The organism is Gloeocapsopsis crepidinum LEGE 06123 (assembly GCF_015207655.1).
GTDB classification, from domain to species: Bacteria; Cyanobacteriota; Cyanobacteriia; order Cyanobacteriales; family Chroococcidiopsidaceae; genus Gloeocapsopsis; species Gloeocapsopsis crepidinum.
Map to the genome: position 1 here is coordinate 107,279 of NZ_JADEWN010000005.1, position 16,474 is coordinate 123,752.

12 protein-coding genes and 1 tRNA gene are annotated in these 16,474 nt (G+C 42.8%); 7 read left to right on the forward strand and 6 right to left on the reverse strand.

Features of this window, described 5'->3' with window-relative positions:
- Positions 1-29 precede the first annotated feature (29 nt).
- The gene (petD, locus tag IQ230_RS03415; RefSeq protein ID WP_099699825.1) at positions 30-512 is read right to left on the reverse strand and encodes a cytochrome b6-f complex subunit IV; all 483 of its coding nucleotides are present in this window, start codon (positions 510-512) and stop codon (positions 30-32) included.
- 102 nt (positions 513-614) lie between these two features.
- Positions 615-1,283, reverse strand: coding sequence for a cytochrome b6 (gene petB / locus IQ230_RS03420; RefSeq protein WP_099699824.1), 669 nt, complete (start codon positions 1,281-1,283; stop codon positions 615-617).
- A gap of 266 nt (positions 1,284-1,549) precedes the next feature.
- Between petB and ctpA the strand changes: the two genes are divergently transcribed.
- The gene (gene ctpA / locus IQ230_RS03425) at positions 1,550-2,788 is read left to right on the forward strand and encodes a carboxyl-terminal processing protease CtpA (protein ID WP_228054550.1); all 1,239 of its coding nucleotides are present in this window, start codon (positions 1,550-1,552) and stop codon (positions 2,786-2,788) included.
- A gap of 122 nt (positions 2,789-2,910) precedes the next feature.
- Here ctpA and IQ230_RS03430 read toward each other — a convergent pair whose 3' ends face one another.
- Entirely contained in the window at positions 2,911-3,636 is a 726-nt protein-coding gene (locus IQ230_RS03430; protein WP_193930678.1) for an MBL fold metallo-hydrolase, read from the reverse strand.
- 221 nt (positions 3,637-3,857) lie between these two features.
- Between IQ230_RS03430 and IQ230_RS03435 the strand changes: the two genes are divergently transcribed.
- The 5 genes from IQ230_RS03435 to IQ230_RS03455 all read left to right on the forward strand — a co-directional run bounded on the left by IQ230_RS03435 (position 3,858) and on the right by IQ230_RS03455 (position 8,748).
- A complete protein-coding gene (locus IQ230_RS03435) occupies positions 3,858-5,339 on the forward strand; it encodes a site-2 protease family protein (protein WP_193930679.1) in 1,482 nt (493 codons plus the stop codon).
- A 63-nt stretch (positions 5,340-5,402) separates the two neighbouring features.
- Complete coding sequence (gene trmFO, locus IQ230_RS03440; RefSeq protein ID WP_193930680.1) at positions 5,403-6,773, forward strand: FADH(2)-oxidizing methylenetetrahydrofolate--tRNA-(uracil(54)-C(5))-methyltransferase TrmFO; 1,371 nt, start codon at positions 5,403-5,405, stop codon at positions 6,771-6,773.
- 223 nt (positions 6,774-6,996) lie between these two features.
- On the forward strand, positions 6,997-7,614 hold the full coding sequence (locus tag IQ230_RS03445) for a LysE family translocator (protein ID WP_193930681.1): 618 nt from the start codon (positions 6,997-6,999) through the stop codon (positions 7,612-7,614).
- A 488-nt stretch (positions 7,615-8,102) separates the two neighbouring features.
- Positions 8,103-8,429, forward strand: a complete 327-nt coding sequence (locus IQ230_RS03450) for a DUF433 domain-containing protein (protein WP_193930682.1) — start codon at positions 8,103-8,105, stop codon at positions 8,427-8,429.
- The gene (locus tag IQ230_RS03455; RefSeq protein ID WP_193930683.1) at positions 8,413-8,748 is read left to right on the forward strand and encodes a DUF5615 family PIN-like protein; all 336 of its coding nucleotides are present in this window, start codon (positions 8,413-8,415) and stop codon (positions 8,746-8,748) included. Before IQ230_RS03450 ends, IQ230_RS03455 begins: the two co-directional genes overlap by 17 nt.
- Positions 8,749-8,819: 71 nt before the next feature.
- Here IQ230_RS03455 and IQ230_RS03460 read toward each other — a convergent pair whose 3' ends face one another.
- A complete protein-coding gene (locus tag IQ230_RS03460) occupies positions 8,820-10,148 on the reverse strand; it encodes a GIY-YIG nuclease family protein (protein ID WP_193930684.1) in 1,329 nt (442 codons plus the stop codon).
- A 241-nt stretch (positions 10,149-10,389) separates the two neighbouring features.
- Between IQ230_RS03460 and IQ230_RS03465 the strand changes: the two genes are divergently transcribed.
- Positions 10,390-10,462: transfer RNA gene (locus tag IQ230_RS03465), tRNA-Arg, on the forward strand.
- A gap of 62 nt (positions 10,463-10,524) precedes the next feature.
- On the opposite strand, the gene IQ230_RS03470 is transcribed toward IQ230_RS03465, so the two are convergent.
- Positions 10,525-11,286, reverse strand: a complete 762-nt coding sequence (locus IQ230_RS03470) for a tetratricopeptide repeat protein (protein ID WP_193930685.1) — start codon at positions 11,284-11,286, stop codon at positions 10,525-10,527.
- Between the two features lie 7 nt (positions 11,287-11,293).
- Positions 11,294-16,384, reverse strand: coding sequence for an nSTAND1 domain-containing NTPase (locus tag IQ230_RS03475; protein WP_193930686.1), 5,091 nt, complete (start codon positions 16,382-16,384; stop codon positions 11,294-11,296).
- Positions 16,385-16,474 lie beyond the last annotated feature (90 nt).

Genomic DNA, 16,474 nt, shown 5'->3' on the forward strand with positions numbered 1-16,474 from the left:
ACAGGCGTTGAATTGAGTGCTCGGCTAGTTTAGAACAAACCTAATGTAAAAGATTTATCAATAGGGAATGCAGCACCAATACCGAGCCAAAGCGTAACCAAAGTACCAATCATAAATACAGTGGTTGCGACTGGACGACGGAAGGGATTTTGAAATTTATTTACGTTCTCAATAAACGGTACTAGAATCAAGCCCAATGGTACGGCAGCCATCGCCAATACACCTAGTAGTTTATTCGGAACAGAGCGGAGAATTTGAAATACAGGATATAAGTACCACTCAGGTAGAATTTCTAGCGGTGTCGCAAAGGGATTCGCTGGTTCTCCTGTCATGACTGGATCTAAAACAGCAAGCGCAACGATGCAAGCGCCAGTTCCCAAGATGACGACGGGGAAGATGTACAGTAAATCGTTAGGCCAAGCAGGTTCGCCATAGTAGTTATGACCCATGCCCTTGGCTAGTTTTTCGCGTAACTTTGGATCGCTCAGATCCGGTTTTTTCAATGTTCCCATTGTCTAAAGTGCTCTCCTTTATCGGTGAGTCAAATAATTTATTTTAGATTTTGCGCATCGACAGCGGCAAACGCAGGGTTTACCGCTAGCTTGTCGCTATGATTACAACGGACCAGAAATCCCTTGCTTACGAATCATGATAAAGTGCAGCAGCATGAAGACAGCAGTCAGCCACGGCAACACAAATGTGTGGGCGCTGTAGTAACGAGTCAAGGTTGCTTGACCAACACTCGAACCACCACGTAGCATGTCAGAAATCAAGGTTCCAACGACTGGAATCGCTTCTGGTACACCGCTGACAATCTTCACCGCCCAGTATCCAATTTGATCCCAAGGCAAGGAGTAGCCAGTTACACCGAATGAAACAGTTAACACAGCAAGAACGACACCTGTTACCCAGGTGAGTTCTCGAGGCTTTTTGAATCCACCAGTAAGGTAAACGCGGAAGATATGCAGGATCATGATCAGAACCATCATACTGGCAGACCAGCGGTGTACTGAGCGGATCAGCCAGCCGAAGCTGACATCATTCATGATTGCCTGCACGGAAGTGTAAGCTTCCGCGACTGTCGGCTTGTAATAAAATGTCATTGCAAATCCAGTCGCAAACTGGATCAGAAAGCAAGTTAGCGTCATCCCACCGAAGCAGTAGAAGATATTCACGTGGGGAGGGACGTACTTGCTTGTAACGTCTTCAGCAAGTGCCTCAATTTCTAGACGTTCTTCAAACCAATTAAAAAGTTTTGAGTCGGTTACCTGCTTAGAAAACATGAAGCAAGAGTTCCTAAAAATAGATTGCGGTTGATAAAACTCTCTGTCTTAAATCAAGATCAGGAGAGGCTGTGTCATGATTTGGCAATTACTGGAAATCCAGTTTGTTGTCAAATAGGCGCAACTGAGAACAGTTGCAGGCGCTTTGTACTTTCCTTAATGGAGGTCAGCAGATGGATTTGACTGCACTCGTACTATAAAAAAAGTAACATAATCGAGAGAAGGATTTCATAATTCGGGGCGGCAACCAAGGTTAGATAGGCGTGATGTATAAAAAAGTGTTTCAGATTGGGCTACTCGCAATTTTGCCAATTTTACTAGCTGTAACTTGTTGGGTTCAACCAGCAGCAGCATTAACAGAGGAACAAAAGCTAGTATCCGAAGCTTGGCGAATGGTCAATCGCGTGTATCTGGATGACACTTTTAATCATCAAAACTGGTCAATGCTGCGGCTGAAGACATTGAAGCAGCCTTTAAAAGATCGAGAAGCAGCGTACGAAGCCATCCAAAAAATGTTAGCAACCTTGGACGATCCGTTCACGCGATTTTTGAAACCAGAGCAGTATCGTAGTTTACAAGTCAATACATCAGGCGAATTGACAGGAGTCGGATTGCAAATTGCACTTGAGCCAAAAACAGGACAACTGGAAGTCGTTGCCCCGATCGCTGGTTCTCCGGCAGAAAAAGCAGGAATTCGCCCTCACGATCGCATCCTCGCAATTGATGGTGTTTTGACGACTGAACTGACGCTTGACGAATCTGCAGCACGGATGCGCGGTCCAGCAGGTAGTAAAGTGTCTTTAGTCCTTCAGCACCCACCAACTGAGGAAAGTACCGAAATTCAACTTGTGCGATCGCGCATTGAATTAAATCCTGTTGTCGCAGAGTTACGAAATGTTACAGAGGCTCTCAAAATTGGTTATCTTCGCTTAACACAATTTAATGCAAATGCCACAATGGAGCTTGCTCATGCGATCGCCAATCTCGAAAAACAAGGTGCAAATGCTTATATTCTTGATTTGCGTAACAATCCAGGAGGTTTATTGCAAGCAGGCATTGAGATTGCGCGTTTGTGGTTAGATGAAGGTACAATCGTTTATACAGTTAATCGTCAAGGTATCCAAGGTAGTTTTGAAGCTTTCGGTTCAGCAATCACAACAGATCCACTCGTCGTTTTAGTCAATCAAGGAACAGCGAGTGCAAGTGAAATTTTAGCAGGCGCACTACAAGATAACGGACGTGCCCAAATTATTGGCGAGACAACTTTCGGTAAAGGCTTAATTCAGTCGCTGTTTAATTTATCAGATGGTTCAGGTTTAGCAGTGACAGTCGCTAAGTACGAAACTCCACAGCATCGCGATATCAACAAGCTCGGTATTACACCTGATTTGGTAGTACTACAAGACCCGATTACCCGCGAAAAGATAGCAACCGAAGCAGATCAGCAATATTTAGCTGCAGTAGAACAGTTTACAACACATTCAGTCTTAGCAGGTAAGTCTTGAACTAGGGGTGAGGGGTGAGGAGTGAGTTTTGAATCCTCAAGAGTTTTGTTCGCGAAGAAAAGTGCCGGAGGCATTCATTAAAGGAATTTTCTTAACTCAACACTTCACGACTCATAACTCTCTTAAAGTGGGGCTTTAGACTGCACCAATGTTGATAAATCTAAAGCTGCCAATCGCTGGTAGGCTTGTGCAATGACTTTCTGACCGCGGAGAAAACCAGTATTAGCACCAGGACAAATATATTGGAGTGTGTCTGGAGTAAAGCGCTGTAAGATTTTTTCTATGCTACTTATTTGGCGTCGCCAGTGAAAGGTTTTTGCGGTGCGTAGTGGCATTGGTTCACCTTGCTGATTTGGTAACAAATGGCGTCCAGAGAACAAAACACCACCATGACTGCGGTAGTAAAGACAAGCTGAGCCAGGAGAGTGCCCTGGCGTCCAAATCGCTTGAGTAGTTGGGCTAAGAGTTATCTGATCTTGAAAAGAAGTGAGTGAAACTCCAGGAAGTAAATAAGCTTCCTGTTCTTGAATCACAACTTGACAGTTCAAAGTTTTTTGAAGTTCTTTTGTTCTGCCAATTGCGCCTCGGTGTGTGAGAAACAGCCACATCACGCCTGAAAGAGATTGCAAAAATTGTTGAATATCTTCATTCCAAGGAGGACAATCTATCAGGATATTCGCATCGTTTTCTACAATGAGATAAGCGGTTCCTCCTAAAGTGTCCCGATTAGGTGGGAAAACAAAAACATCCTTCCAAATCTCCTGTGGTGGTTTGGAAACGCGACTCGCTTGCTTCGGCAATGAGTTTTGGGCGCTATTATGGGCAAGCTGTTCGGGATTTTGATTCACTGGGCAGCGCTCGTGGGTGACAATGTGTTAGAGATCTCGGCGTTTAGGGAAAAAGGTGTGTAGGTCTACTTGAGTAAAGGAGCGAGGGAGTAGGAGCACAAGGAGCGAGGGAAGAAAAATAATCTATCTCTGCTTTACAAAGACACTTCTAGCCTCTCAATTCTTTATAGCTAAAGCAATTCTGACAAGTTGGACCACTTTTTAAATTAACTAAAATCAGCATGAACTTTTGGCTTCTCCTCCTCCTGGGAATTTTTACATACTTGATTGTGCAGCGTAGCGTCAAGAGGATTACACGCACACCAGTATGGATTTTGTGGCTGGTTCTCATGACACCAGCATTCATCTGGAGTGCTTGGGTGGCAAGTGTTGGTCCAGATCAGCCGCTACCGTTAATATTAGTTATTGGACCTTTTATCGTTTGCCCGATTTTGTACTGGCTGCTCATTCAGTGGGGTCGCAGAGACTCAAATACTTCTTCCTCAACGTCGTCAAATGAATCTCCCCCACAGAGCAAACCTACAGTTATAGAAACTGAACCAGCAGCACCACTGCGACCAATTGACCAAAACGAAGAAACACAATTGCGTAATTGCTTTCCTTGGTCGATATATTACATTCATAATATCGAGTATCGACCTCAAGCAGTTATTTGCTATGGACAGTTACGAACGACACCTGCTGCTGCTTACCAACGAATTCGGGAAAATATTCAAGCTCAATTTGGCGATCGCTTTCAGGTTGTCTTGCAAGAAGGTTTGAACGGTAAACCATTTTTTGCCTTGGTGCCAAATCCTCGAGCACGGGCAAGTCGCGCTCAACAAAAATTAACTCGACCTGTTCTAGCACTAGGACTTGTATTAGCAACTCTGGTGACAACGACTATCGTTGGCGTGCAAATTGCTGGTGCTAATATCACAACTCTTGGCTCAGATCCTAGTGTTTTGTGGCAAGGATTGCCGTATTCACTGGCGTTGATGACTATTTTGGCTATTCACGAACTGGGACACTATAGTGCAGCACGGTACTACAAAATTCGCGCAACACTGCCGTATTTTATTCCTGTGCCATTTTTCTTGGGAACCTTTGGGGCGTTTATTCAAATGCGTAGTCCAGTTCCTAACCGTAAAGCATTGTTTGATGTTAGTATTGCTGGTCCCATTGCTGGATTTATCGCGACAATTCCTTTTCTACTATGGGGTTTAGCCAATTCTACAATCGTGCCGCTACCAGAACAATCCAATTTATTAGACCCAAACGCACTTAACCCAAATTATTCGCTGTTACTCGCAATTCTTAGCAAACTGATGCTAGGCGCTGATCTAACAACCAATACAGCTATCAACCTTCATCCTGTAGCGTTTGCTGGATTTTTAGGATTAGTCGTGACAGCATTAAATCTGATGCCAGTCGGACAACTTGATGGCGGACATATCGTTCACGCCATGTTTGGACAACGTAAAGCGATCGTTGTTAGTCAAATTGCGAGATTCTTGGTATTAGCACTTGCTTTACTACAACCTGGATTTTTACTGTGGGCGATTATTCTGTTCTTTATGCCTATTTATGACGAACCCGCGTTAAACGATGTCACAGAACTTGATAATCTGCGTGACTTTTTGGGTTTGTTAGCTTTGGCTATCTTAGTTGTGATTATCTTACCAGTGCCTAATGCGATCGCGCAGTTGTTGCAAATTGGTTAGTAGGAAGCAGTTAGCACTTAGCTATTAGCAGTTAGCAAGTGAATAAAATTGGGGGAGGGATTGATGCAAGAACCTATTCATGTCATTGGTGGGGGACTCGCAGGCACAGAAGCCGCTTGGCAAATTGCCACTTTGGGAGTGCCTGTAATTTTACATGAAATGCGTCCTACAAGGTTTAGTCCAGCACATCACTCACAAGAGTTAGCTGAGTTGGTGTGTAGTAATTCATTTGGGGCACAAGCAAGCGATCGCGCGGCTGGTTTATTACACGAAGAACTACGCCGTTTGGGTTCTGTTGTAATTTCTAAAGCTGACGAACACGCGGTTCCTGCAGGTGGCGCATTAGCGGTGGATAGAGGACGCTTTAGCCACGATTTAACGGAAACTCTGGCAAATCACCCTTTGATTGAATTACGACGGGGAGAAGTACCAGAAATTCCGCAATCGGGCGTTGTTGTCCTCGCAACTGGTCCTTTAACGAGTCCTGCTTTAGCCGAAGAGTTGCGGCGTTTCACAGGGATGGAATACCTCAGCTTTTTTGACGCTGCTAGCCCAATTGTGGTTGGTGAATCAATTAATCGCGATATTGCTTTTCTGGCTTCGCGTTACGACAAAGGCGATGCGGCATATCTCAATTGTCCGATGAATCGCGAACAGTATCTTCAGTTTTGGCAAGAACTATGTATAGCGGAACAAACTGAACTGAAAGACTTTGAACGCGAAACCGCAAAATTCTTTGAAGCGTGTTTACCAATTGAGGAATTAGCACGGCGTGGCGAAGATACCATGCGCTACGGTCCCCTCAAGCCTGTAGGGTTATTTGACGCGCGTTTGGGAGACTTCCGTGCCCCAGAAAATCAATCGAAGCGTCCTTATGCGGTGGTGCAGCTGCGTCAAGAAGATAAGGCAGGTAAGCTGTGGAACATGGTAGGTTTTCAGACAAATCTCCGTTGGGGCGAACAAAAACGAATATTTCAGTTGATTCCTGGTTTAGAAAATGCAGAATTTGTGCGGCTGGGTGTGATGCACCGCAATACTTTTATCAACGCCCCAGAGTTACTATTACCAACTTTGCAGTTTAAACACCGTGCGACTTTACTCGCTGCGGGACAGTTAATTGGTACAGAGGGTTACACCGCTGCTGCTGCTGGTGGTTGGTTAGCAGGAACAAATGCGGCGCGGCTAGTGTTGGGGAAAGAAGCCTTAAGTTTGCCACCAACAACGATGATGGGGGCTTTGTTTGAGTTTATTAGTTCTGCTTCACCGAAGCATTTTCAACCAATGCCTCCCAATTTTGGGATTTTACCAGATTTAGCAGAGAGAATCAAAAATAAGCAACAAAGGTATGGAATGTATCGCGATCGCGCTTTAAATGACCTGAATTGCTGGCAGGTAGAGAATATACTACACAACACAATTCAAGTTGCTGTTTAAATATTATCGTTGTGAATCGCAGACGCCCTCTGACTAAAGTCAGGGGCTACTTAAGCGAAGTGTACCTTCGTACACTACCAACAAGAACATTAGCGGTCAGTCCACGGAGGTGGACTTTGTTTGTGTAGCAGCGAATTCATTCGCTAAGCTTTTTTGCAAAGAGCCAACTCAAAGAAACCGCAGCAATGCCTTTACCAGCGAAGAGTTCTGCATAATCAAATTTATGAATATCAGCTTTTTGCTGCAAGGTATTATTCTCGGCTTTTCAATTGCAGCACCAGTAGGACCAATTGGGGTATTATGCATCCGACGTACTCTCACGTACGGGCGTACTGCGGGTTTAGTTTCGGGTTTGGGTGCGGCGACAGCTGATGCTTTTTATGGTTGCATTGCTGGTTTTGGATTAACTCTGATTTCTAATTTTTTAGTTAATCAACAGCTATGGTTTCGCGTAATTGGCGGAATCTTTCTCTGTTATCTCGGTATTAAAACATTCTTGAGTAAACCAGCAGAAGTTTCTACTTCGGTTAAAAGTAATAGTTTATTCGGTAATTATGCTTCTACATTGTTTCTGACATTAACTAATCCTGTAACAATTCTTTCGTTCGTGGCAATTTTTGCGGGGTTGGGAGTGATAGAAGGAAGTTATTTTGATGCAATAATCTTAGTGATAGGTGTGTTTGTTGGTTCAGCTTTATGGTGGTTGTTTCTCAGTTTTGGGATTGATGTTTTGAGATCGCGCTTTTCTCAACGCGGTTTTGTCTGGATTAACAGAATTTCAGGAATGATTCTTGTAGTGTTTGGTGCGATCGCCTCTGTTGCTACGCTGAGTGAAATCTGAGAAAGAGTGTTTGATAGAACACAATGCTTACTAGTAGCTCGTTACTAAATTACTAATATGTTTTCAACAACAAAATTAGAAGATTATTTTGAGGTTTTATCTTCAGATGACATCCGCTTGAAGGGACACCGCATTTCGTCTCAATCCAGCAATTGATATACTGCGTGTAGGCGATCCTAGCACGCCAAGTCTAGGAACCCTCGACCCCGATGTGTTGTAATAGGTCAATTAGCACAGGATCTACTTTTAATTTGGGAGACAACTGAAGCAGAAGAGTGGATAGATCAACTCGATTGGCTTCTCTTCTAAAAAATTATTGCTATTTTTGCTTACCTTTGAATAAAGCTTGCGATCGCATTCATCGTTCTAATTTGAGAAGGGCGATCATATTAGAAATATCTTTTGTTTAGTTAGGGGCGATTCCAACAAGAAACAAATTTACAAAGTTAATCGATTAAGATAAGGTTGTATGCCTTAATTTAATCAAAATGTCTCAGTTATCAGTAATTAAAGAGCATATTGAAATCACTCCTGGTATTTGTGGTGGTAAGCCTCGAATCACAGGACATCGAATCAAAGTACAAGATATTGCTATTTGGCATGAACGAATGGGAATGTCTCCTGATGAAATTGTGTTTCAATATCCCAGTATTACTTTATCAGACGTTTATGCGGCTTTAGCCTACTATCACGATCATCTTGAAAAAATCAGACAACAGATTCAAGAAGACGAAGCTTTTGCTAGAGAGTTGCAAGCTAAACATCCCTCTCTAGTGCAACAAAAGCTCAAAGATATGCATGGTAGAGAAAATTAAGTTTCATTTAGATGAAAATGTTAGTAATGCTGTTGCAGAGGGTTTACGTAGAAGAGGTATAGACTTAACTACAACATTAGAAGCAGCTTTAATCGGTGTTTCGGATGACACTCAGCTAGAATTTGCTTTGTCCCAAAAAAGGGTAATTTTTACTCAAGACACTGATTTTCTGAGAATACATCAAACTGGCACTCATCATGCTGGTATTGTTTTCTGTTCGCAAGGAAGTAAATCTATCGGAGAAATAATTAAAGGATTAGTATTAATTTGGGAGTTGTTAGAACCTGAAGCAATCTACAACCGCATTGAGTTTCTTTAAAATGCGATCGCGTTTTAGTTAACTATATTTAATTTGCTATTAAAACATTGCATTTACATCAATACTTTTCTTTATCTATTACTGCTTTGTAAGAGTGAAATTAATGTATTTTGCTGCAACCATCCACACAGATTTATACTTGCCGAGTTGTATTGCTTCGATTTGTACTCACCACTTTGAATTTCAGCAGCAAGACTACCACTCAACCTTGATTTATCTTTAATCAAGTCTTCAAACATAGCTAGTGGTAGTAAGATACTTTCAACTTCTACATCATCCTCGCTGAAAATGATAGTTTCAAGTCTAAATCGATAACCTGACCATCTAATAGTAGGTAGTTTGTTTACACTACTTTGCAAGCTTTGTATTATATTGTATCGCTCAGGATCAGGATTTTTCTCTTGATATACGATCCACCAGTAAACATTGTGTCTAACAAAATGCTTTCCATTACCGTTAGTACACACCTCGACTTCCACGCCATCTACATCTAAAAACTGACGAGTCATTTCTCTAGCTTCACCTTCAGCCATTGGTTCTAATTCTTCCCATGGTTCAACTTTAATTACATCCTTATTCTTCCGCTTGTTAAGCTGAGAGTTATCAACCCGCTCAATAGGAATCGGATCGTGTTCCAAGGCTTCTAGACTGGGAATGTCTTCCTTAAGTGCTGGTACGTCTTCTAGAAGCTGCTCTAGTTGTGAATGACTAAAAGCCATAAACTCAATACCCGCAACAGATTTATGCGTTGCATTGTGCATGAAGTCAACTAAACTTGGAAAAGGGGATAAGTCAATTTGGATACCGTTATATTTTGTTTGCCAGTACCCAAATTTTCCAAAAGATTTAGGTTCGGTGTGATACTCTTTCCACTTCAACGCACTAACCTTTTTATTGCTCGTACATAAGATACTCCGAATACTCCCTGATACACCACGCCTACCGTAGACAGGATATACCAAATGTACAGTCGGAGGGTCTTCGCCAGAAATAGGGTTAAAGCCAAGTATCATTGCGTTCAACTTGGCTATCTGCTGAAGGCTTTGTTGCAGTGCTGTCTCAACAGGAGTTAGTTTTCTAACTGGTACTACGACTTTTGTCCAGTTTAGTGGCGGCTTGTATCGCTGAATGAATTCGTTTTCGAGGCTTGAGAGAATACTTAGATTATTACTGCAAGTTAGCCAGCTAATGCTTACACAGTCTTTCCGATTAAATCTTTTTAGCTGTTTAAACCTGTGATGTTCTCGCCACCGCTTGAATAAGTTAACAGTTCTACCAATATAAAGAATTTGTCCTTTGCTATCAGATACAAAGTAGATAGCTGCACAAGTAGGTAAGCTGTCTTTGTCTGCCAAATAAACTGATGGTAGTGTGGACAGATTGATGTTTTGTATCAACATCCTGTTATAACTTAAACAGTATATTTAAACACTTACAAATAATGACAAGATGTACGTAACTAAGACTAGGTAAGCTTGTTACGCACACTTAAATTATACCCAATTACTAAGTAATAATGCATATTTAGATAATATTGCGATATTTTTTATACTAAGTTAGGGAAAATTGCGATCGCTTCCCAACACAATTAATTTGATCGCACCTCAAGCCGCGAGAAATGCTATGCTTTTATAGAGACAAGGGCATGTAGCTCAGTGGATAGAGCATTAGATTCCGGTTCTAAGGGTCGGGGGTTCGAATCCCTCCATGCTCGTAATAAGAGTTGATTCTCTAGATAAAGGCAAGAATTGGTATATGCCCAATTTGATGGCTTCGCTAGCGCTGTATTTCTCTAATTTTACTTACAGCTAATTGGTAGTTGCTTGTGTCTTCTTGGCGGTGAAACAATTCCGCAGCTTTTTGCAAATCGTTGATTGCGCCTAGTTTATCTCCGTTGTTGTAGCGAGTCAGACCGCGATGATAGTGAGTCATGGCAAGATTGTATACTGAACCCTGGCGATTGCCTCGCAGTCGAGAACGCTCGGAGGACGGCATTTGATTGAGAACTTGAATTGCTTGAGTATACTCTGTCATTGCGCCCCTTGAATCTCCACTACTTTCAAGGCTTAAGCCACGTTGGCGATAAAGCTGCGCTAGGTTGAGATAGGGATCTTCAAGTAAAGGATTGATTTTAATAGCTTGGGTATAGTCAGCGATCGCACCTTGAGGATCTTCCGCAGCAAATTTTGCAATACCGCGATTGTTGTAGATTTCTGCGTGACGGGGATTGATTTTGATGGCTTGGGTGTAATCGGCGATCGCACCTTGACGATCGCCTAATGCTAAGCGGGCTAAACCGCGATCGTTGTAAGCATCGGCGTGATTTGGGTTTAGCTTAATGGCTTGCGTATAATATTCAATTGCGCCTTGTTTGTCGCCTTCGAGTTGATCTTTGAAGACTCCTTGACGGTAGTATTCATCCGCAGTCATTGTTGCAACTTGTGGCGATTGTGCATAGGTTATTGGGATTTCACCTAATGCAGTTGCAACTCCTAAAAGCAGGCACGTAGTTAGTAAGATTTTACGAAGGCGAAACATAACATAGTTAATTTGTGGTTTTGCAAAGGTGGCGATCGCTCGCACTTATGTTGGAATTTGTTGTTAAATAATCACTTAACCAATTGCAGCTTTGCTCTACTAGATTATTTAAATCAAGAGTCCACTGATGAACAACGTTATCACTACCAACACCAATTAAATTTTTACCATCGGTAGTAAATCTTACACCCAAACTTGGTGCTTTCCCTCGAAAAGATCCTAAAAGTTGACCGTGAATGTTCCACAGTTTAATTGTTGAGTCGTCACTCGCAGAAGCAACAAGCTTACCATCGGGGCTAAAACTGACATCATTAATCCAGCCACTATGTCCTTGCAGCGTACTGATTAATTTACCGTCAACACTCCACAGTTTGACTGTATTATCCACACTTGCAGAGGCGAGAAGTCCATGAGGGCTGAAACTAACGTCACTGATAGCATCGTTATGTCCTTGCAGTGTTCTGATTAATTTACCGTCAACACTCCAGAGTTTCACCGTAGCATCTTTACTGGCAGAAGCAACAATTTTGCTGTCAGGGCTGAATGTGACATTATTGACAGCATCTTGATGTCCTGGTAGCAATCTGATGAGTTGACCATCACGACTCCATAATTTCACCGTTTTGTCATCACTTGCCGAAGCAAGTAAGTTACCATCGGGGCTAAAGCTGACACTATTCAGCCAATTATTATGTCCCTCAAAGGACTTCAGTACTAAACCATCACGATTCCAAAGTTTAATAGTGTGATGCGCATCGATACTTTTAGCTTTCAGTTCAATGGAGTTTTCAGCAGCAGCTATACTGCCATCAGGACTAAAACTAACTTGATGAAAAACATCGTTATCTTCTTTGAGAGTTTTTGCAGTATTGCCATTGAGGTTCCAAAATGTCACGGTGTTGTCACGGCAAACCAAAGCGATATCTTGCACATTTGTACTGAAGCTGACACTAATTGTTTGAGGACATTCTTGGGCAACGGCGGATTTTTGTTCTATATTCCAGAGTCGTAGCGTGTTGTCTACTCCTGCGGAAACTAGCATCCCATTGGGGCTGAAACTGACGTAATTGACTGGGGCGCTGTGTCCTTTGAAAGTTTCCAGTTCTCCAGCGTGGTTCCACAACTTCACGGTGAAATCGTCGCTTGCAGACGCTAATAGCTTACCATCAGGGCTAAAGCTGACGTGATTGACTGGGGCGCTGTGTCCTTTGAGAGTTTTGAGTAAATTGCCTTCACGACTCCAAAGTTTAATTGTATTGTCACGGCTGGCGGTAGCAAGCATTCCTGCTGGGCTAAAACTGACGCTGGTAACTCCGCTGTTATGTCCTTGTAGCGTTTTGATTAAAGTTCCATCTATGTTCCAAAGTTTGATACCATCGTCACTCGCTGAAGCTAAGGTTTTGCTATCGGGACTGAAGCTAATGCTGTTTATTGGGCTAGTGTGTGTAGGAAGCGATCGCACTAGAGTTCCATCGTAATTCCAAAGTTTAATCGTTTGATCGTCGCTTGCTGAAGCAATAATCTTACCATCAGGACTGAAACTAACACTAGTTACTCTTGTACTATGGCTTTGCAGTGTTTTAAGTAAAGTTCCATCTATATTCCAAAGCTTGATAGTCGCGTCGTCACTGGCAGAAGCTAATATTTGACCATCAGGACTAAAACTAATACTATTATTGATTGGATTGGTATGTGCGCTAAGCGATTGCACTAATGTTCCATCTTGATTCCATAATTTAATGGTTGAATCATCGCTTGCTGAGGCAATAATCTTACCATCGGGGCTAACAGCGATCGCATTCACACTGTAAGCGTGTCCGACAAAGCGGTTGCGTTCTTGCATTGCGGATAGTACCTGCTGTAATGTACTAGCAGTTTTAATTTGTAGTTCGTACGGTACTGCCAACGTTTGCTGTACTTGCTGCGCTGCCTTCACGCTGACGGTTAAAGCTTCTAATTGCTGGTTAGCACTCAATAGAGCAGTAGACAAAGAGTTTAAACTCTCAATTTGGATGTTTTGACGTTGTAAATACGCAATTCCTGCTAAACCGCAAGCTGTAAATCCAAGAATGCTCATGACTCCTGCGGTAAGTTGGGCTTGTTTCAGTCGGCGTTTGGTTTGGAGGTGTTGTTGTTGTCTGGCTTCTAAACACGCAGTGATAAACTGTTGCGTTTCTGGTGATAATTCATCGGCGTACTTGACGTAGATTTCTTCAGCTTCTGCGAGTCGCACGCCATGCAAGAGAAAATCAGAATGCTGTTGATTTTGCTTCCATAATGATGCTGCTTGTTCGATTTGTCGTTGAACTTGTAACCGAGTGCGGTTTTCTTGCAGCCACCAGCGTAAAGTTGACCAATGGCGAATTAGGACTTCGTGTGCGATTTCGATAGTAACTTCTTGCTTGAGTGTTGCTAAGGACACTTCAGGCGATGATGTACCTCGACTTTGCCCTACAGGATATTCATCGCAGTTAACAACGATTAGTTTAGCTGTAGTTAATGCTTGCAGCGTTCTTTCTACAAGGGGTGCGGGATATTTCGCTACGGTCATTTCTGACTTGCTGACGCGCCGTCGAGTATCTTCGGTACCGTCTCCTAATTGCGTCAACGTGAGAAAAATCCATTGGGCGCAAGCTTGGGCTTCGGGTTCGAGGCTGTCGTAAACAGCTTGGGCTTTTTTTTCTAAAACGCCTTTGAGTCCGCCAATCTGCTGTTGATAAGACTGTAGTGTTAATACTCCACTCTGGCGATGTAACCACAATTGCTCTAAAACAAATTCGAGTAGCGGTAAATCTCCTGCGGAGTGTGGTAAATCTTGCAGCAGAACTTCGACTAATTCGGGTTCGACGTGCAATCCTACTTGCTGGGCTGGCTGTACGATCACCTGACGATAATCATCGCAAGTTAAGCACGGTGGAACTAACGCGCTAGATTGTTGCAACACGGATGCAAGTAAAGGTACTTCTAAACACGAACTTATAAAATCAGCGCGTAGCGTAATGACAAGTTTGAATCGATCTGCAGCATAATTGACAGCACCGATGAGAAGATCTAAAAATTGTTGGCGATCGCTACTTGCAGTAAGTGTAAATAGTTCTTCAAATTGGTCTACCACAAGAACGACCATTGGTTCTGGACGAGTTCGTAACCAGCGCACAAAGCCTTCGACTCCCAAGTGCAATAATCCCTCAAGTTGCAGTGCTTGGTAAGCTTTTTCTTTTTCTGTTCCTACATCTACAAGGCGCTGTACTAATGCTGTCATTGGTTTTGCCCCAGGGCGAAGACTTCCTATCCACCAAGATTCGCTTCCTGGTAATTGTTTACCTTGTCGCAACTGTGCCATTAAACCAGCTTGCACAACCGAAGATTTACCACTACCAGAAGCCCCGACGACAGCTAAGAAAGCACGTTGACTTAGTTCATTAATCAGTTTTTGCGTAAGTGCTTCGCGTCCGTAAAAATATGGGGCGTCGGCTTCGTTAAAAGCTTTTAATCCCATGTACGGACAAAGTCCTAAATCAAAGTCTTCGCTGTCTCCACCACGGGAAACAATGACTCTGTTGGGTAAAACTTCGATGACACCTTGTACGCCTGATAGCCAGACATGAAGTGGAACGCCTGTTCCTGCAAGTTCTACTTGAAGTTGAGCAATCCAAGCAGCAACGGGTAATCCCGTTTGAGGATCAGCGGTAGTTAGAGTTTGTAGAAGTGCTTGAGTAAATTGTTCCGGTACATCGAGAGGAGAAGCCGCTGCGATTAAACATTGTCCGTGTTGGGGACCTAGTTGTAAATCTTCTACCCAATCTTCGAGTGAATTGGCTCCTGGACAATCTAACACAATGATTTGTTGAGCAATATTTGATCGCCGTAGTTCTTGACGTAACCAAGAACGCGCAAGTCGCACGCCATCAGCTAATACAAACCAGGAATCGCCTTCGGTGGTTTCCTCAATGCGACCGCGTAAGTATAAAAATGCGGTGGTAATGTTGGGGGATGAAGATTGTACGAGATTGGGCGATCGCAAATACGCTTGAATCGCCTCGCGTACCTGTGACAATTCTTTTCCTGGTCGTGGCAAATACTCTAGCTCAAATTTTCCGGCTTGGCGCAATACTTTACTTAGTTCTACAGTGGCTTGATAGCTTGCTAATCCGTTAATCACTAATGCTTGTCTAGGATGCGTTGCACCAATACTTGCTGAACTTAGTCCTAAAACGAGTTCTCCTATTCCTTCAACAATCCGCTTTGGTGTTTGGATCGGATATTCTGAATGAAGATTAACTTCGCCTCGGCTGCGCTTTTGCTGATTGATTAACCGTAGTTGTTGGTTGGTTTTATCGACATACTGCAAAGTGCGGTGATAGACGTATTTATACAACCCATCAACTTCAATCACGCCTTGAGCATCGGCAGCTTCTCCACGTAACCCCCGAATGAGAAAATAAGTAAATACTCCATGTCCCAATTCAGGAAATTCCCAGGATTGTTGTCCTTGATCGCACGAAAGTAACGCATAAAATCCTTTACTTTGTGTTGCGCGTTGTCGTAATAATTCGACAAGTTGGGAAGTCGGATTTTGCAATGCAGTAGTACTGTCTCCTCTTGCTCCGATTAATGTCATCCCCCCACTGTGACACGCATCGAGCCATACAAGTTGTTGTGTTGCTGCACATTCTCCTAGCATTCGCAACAGTTCTGACATTGCCCAACCTGTGTTGAGTAAATCATCTTTTTGGGTATCTGCTAAACATAAAACTGCCTGCTGATCTGGTTCTAAAAAACCATGCCCAGAAAAGTAAAATAGCACTGTATCTTGAGCGCGGGCAGTAGAAATAATATATTTCAAACTACTTTGTACGGCAGATAATTCTGGAGTTAAAGCCGCAAAATCGTGATGAACAATGATTTCTTTATGAGGAAATCGTTGCGTAGCAACTGTTAGCGCCTCAGCTAGACCTTGACAATCTACGGCTGAATAACGCAGCATGGGTATATCAGAATCGCTGTATTTGTTGATACCGACTAAGAGAACCCAGAGCTTTGCTTTGCCGCTTTCTAGGTGTGTTGAGCGACTCGTACCCACACTAACTGGAGACATGGTTGATCACCTAAAGGCAATTGATGAATAAAGAGTTGTGATATTGATTTGAAGTAAATTAATTAAGGTGTATCTTTTATATATCGTTGA

Coding starts and splice junctions, on each gene's coding strand:
- petD (WP_099699825.1), bottom strand. CDS start 512: ATGGGAACATTGAAAAAACCGGATCTGAGCGATCCAAAGTTACGCGAA.
- petB (WP_099699824.1), bottom strand. CDS start 1,283: ATGTTTTCTAAGCAGGTAACCGACTCAAAACTTTTTAATTGGTTTGAA.
- ctpA (WP_228054550.1), top strand. CDS start 1,550: ATGTATAAAAAAGTGTTTCAGATTGGGCTACTCGCAATTTTGCCAATT.
- IQ230_RS03435 (WP_193930679.1), top strand. CDS start 3,858: ATGAACTTTTGGCTTCTCCTCCTCCTGGGAATTTTTACATACTTGATT.
- trmFO (WP_193930680.1), top strand. CDS start 5,403: ATGCAAGAACCTATTCATGTCATTGGTGGGGGACTCGCAGGCACAGAA.
- IQ230_RS03445 (WP_193930681.1), top strand. CDS start 6,997: ATGAATATCAGCTTTTTGCTGCAAGGTATTATTCTCGGCTTTTCAATT.
- IQ230_RS03450 (WP_193930682.1), top strand. CDS start 8,103: ATGTCTCAGTTATCAGTAATTAAAGAGCATATTGAAATCACTCCTGGT.
- IQ230_RS03455 (WP_193930683.1), top strand. CDS start 8,413: ATGGTAGAGAAAATTAAGTTTCATTTAGATGAAAATGTTAGTAATGCT.
- IQ230_RS03460 (WP_193930684.1), bottom strand. CDS start 10,148: ATGTTGATACAAAACATCAATCTGTCCACACTACCATCAGTTTATTTG.
- IQ230_RS03470 (WP_193930685.1), bottom strand. CDS start 11,286: ATGTTTCGCCTTCGTAAAATCTTACTAACTACGTGCCTGCTTTTAGGA.
- IQ230_RS03475 (WP_193930686.1), bottom strand. CDS start 16,384: ATGTCTCCAGTTAGTGTGGGTACGAGTCGCTCAACACACCTAGAAAGC.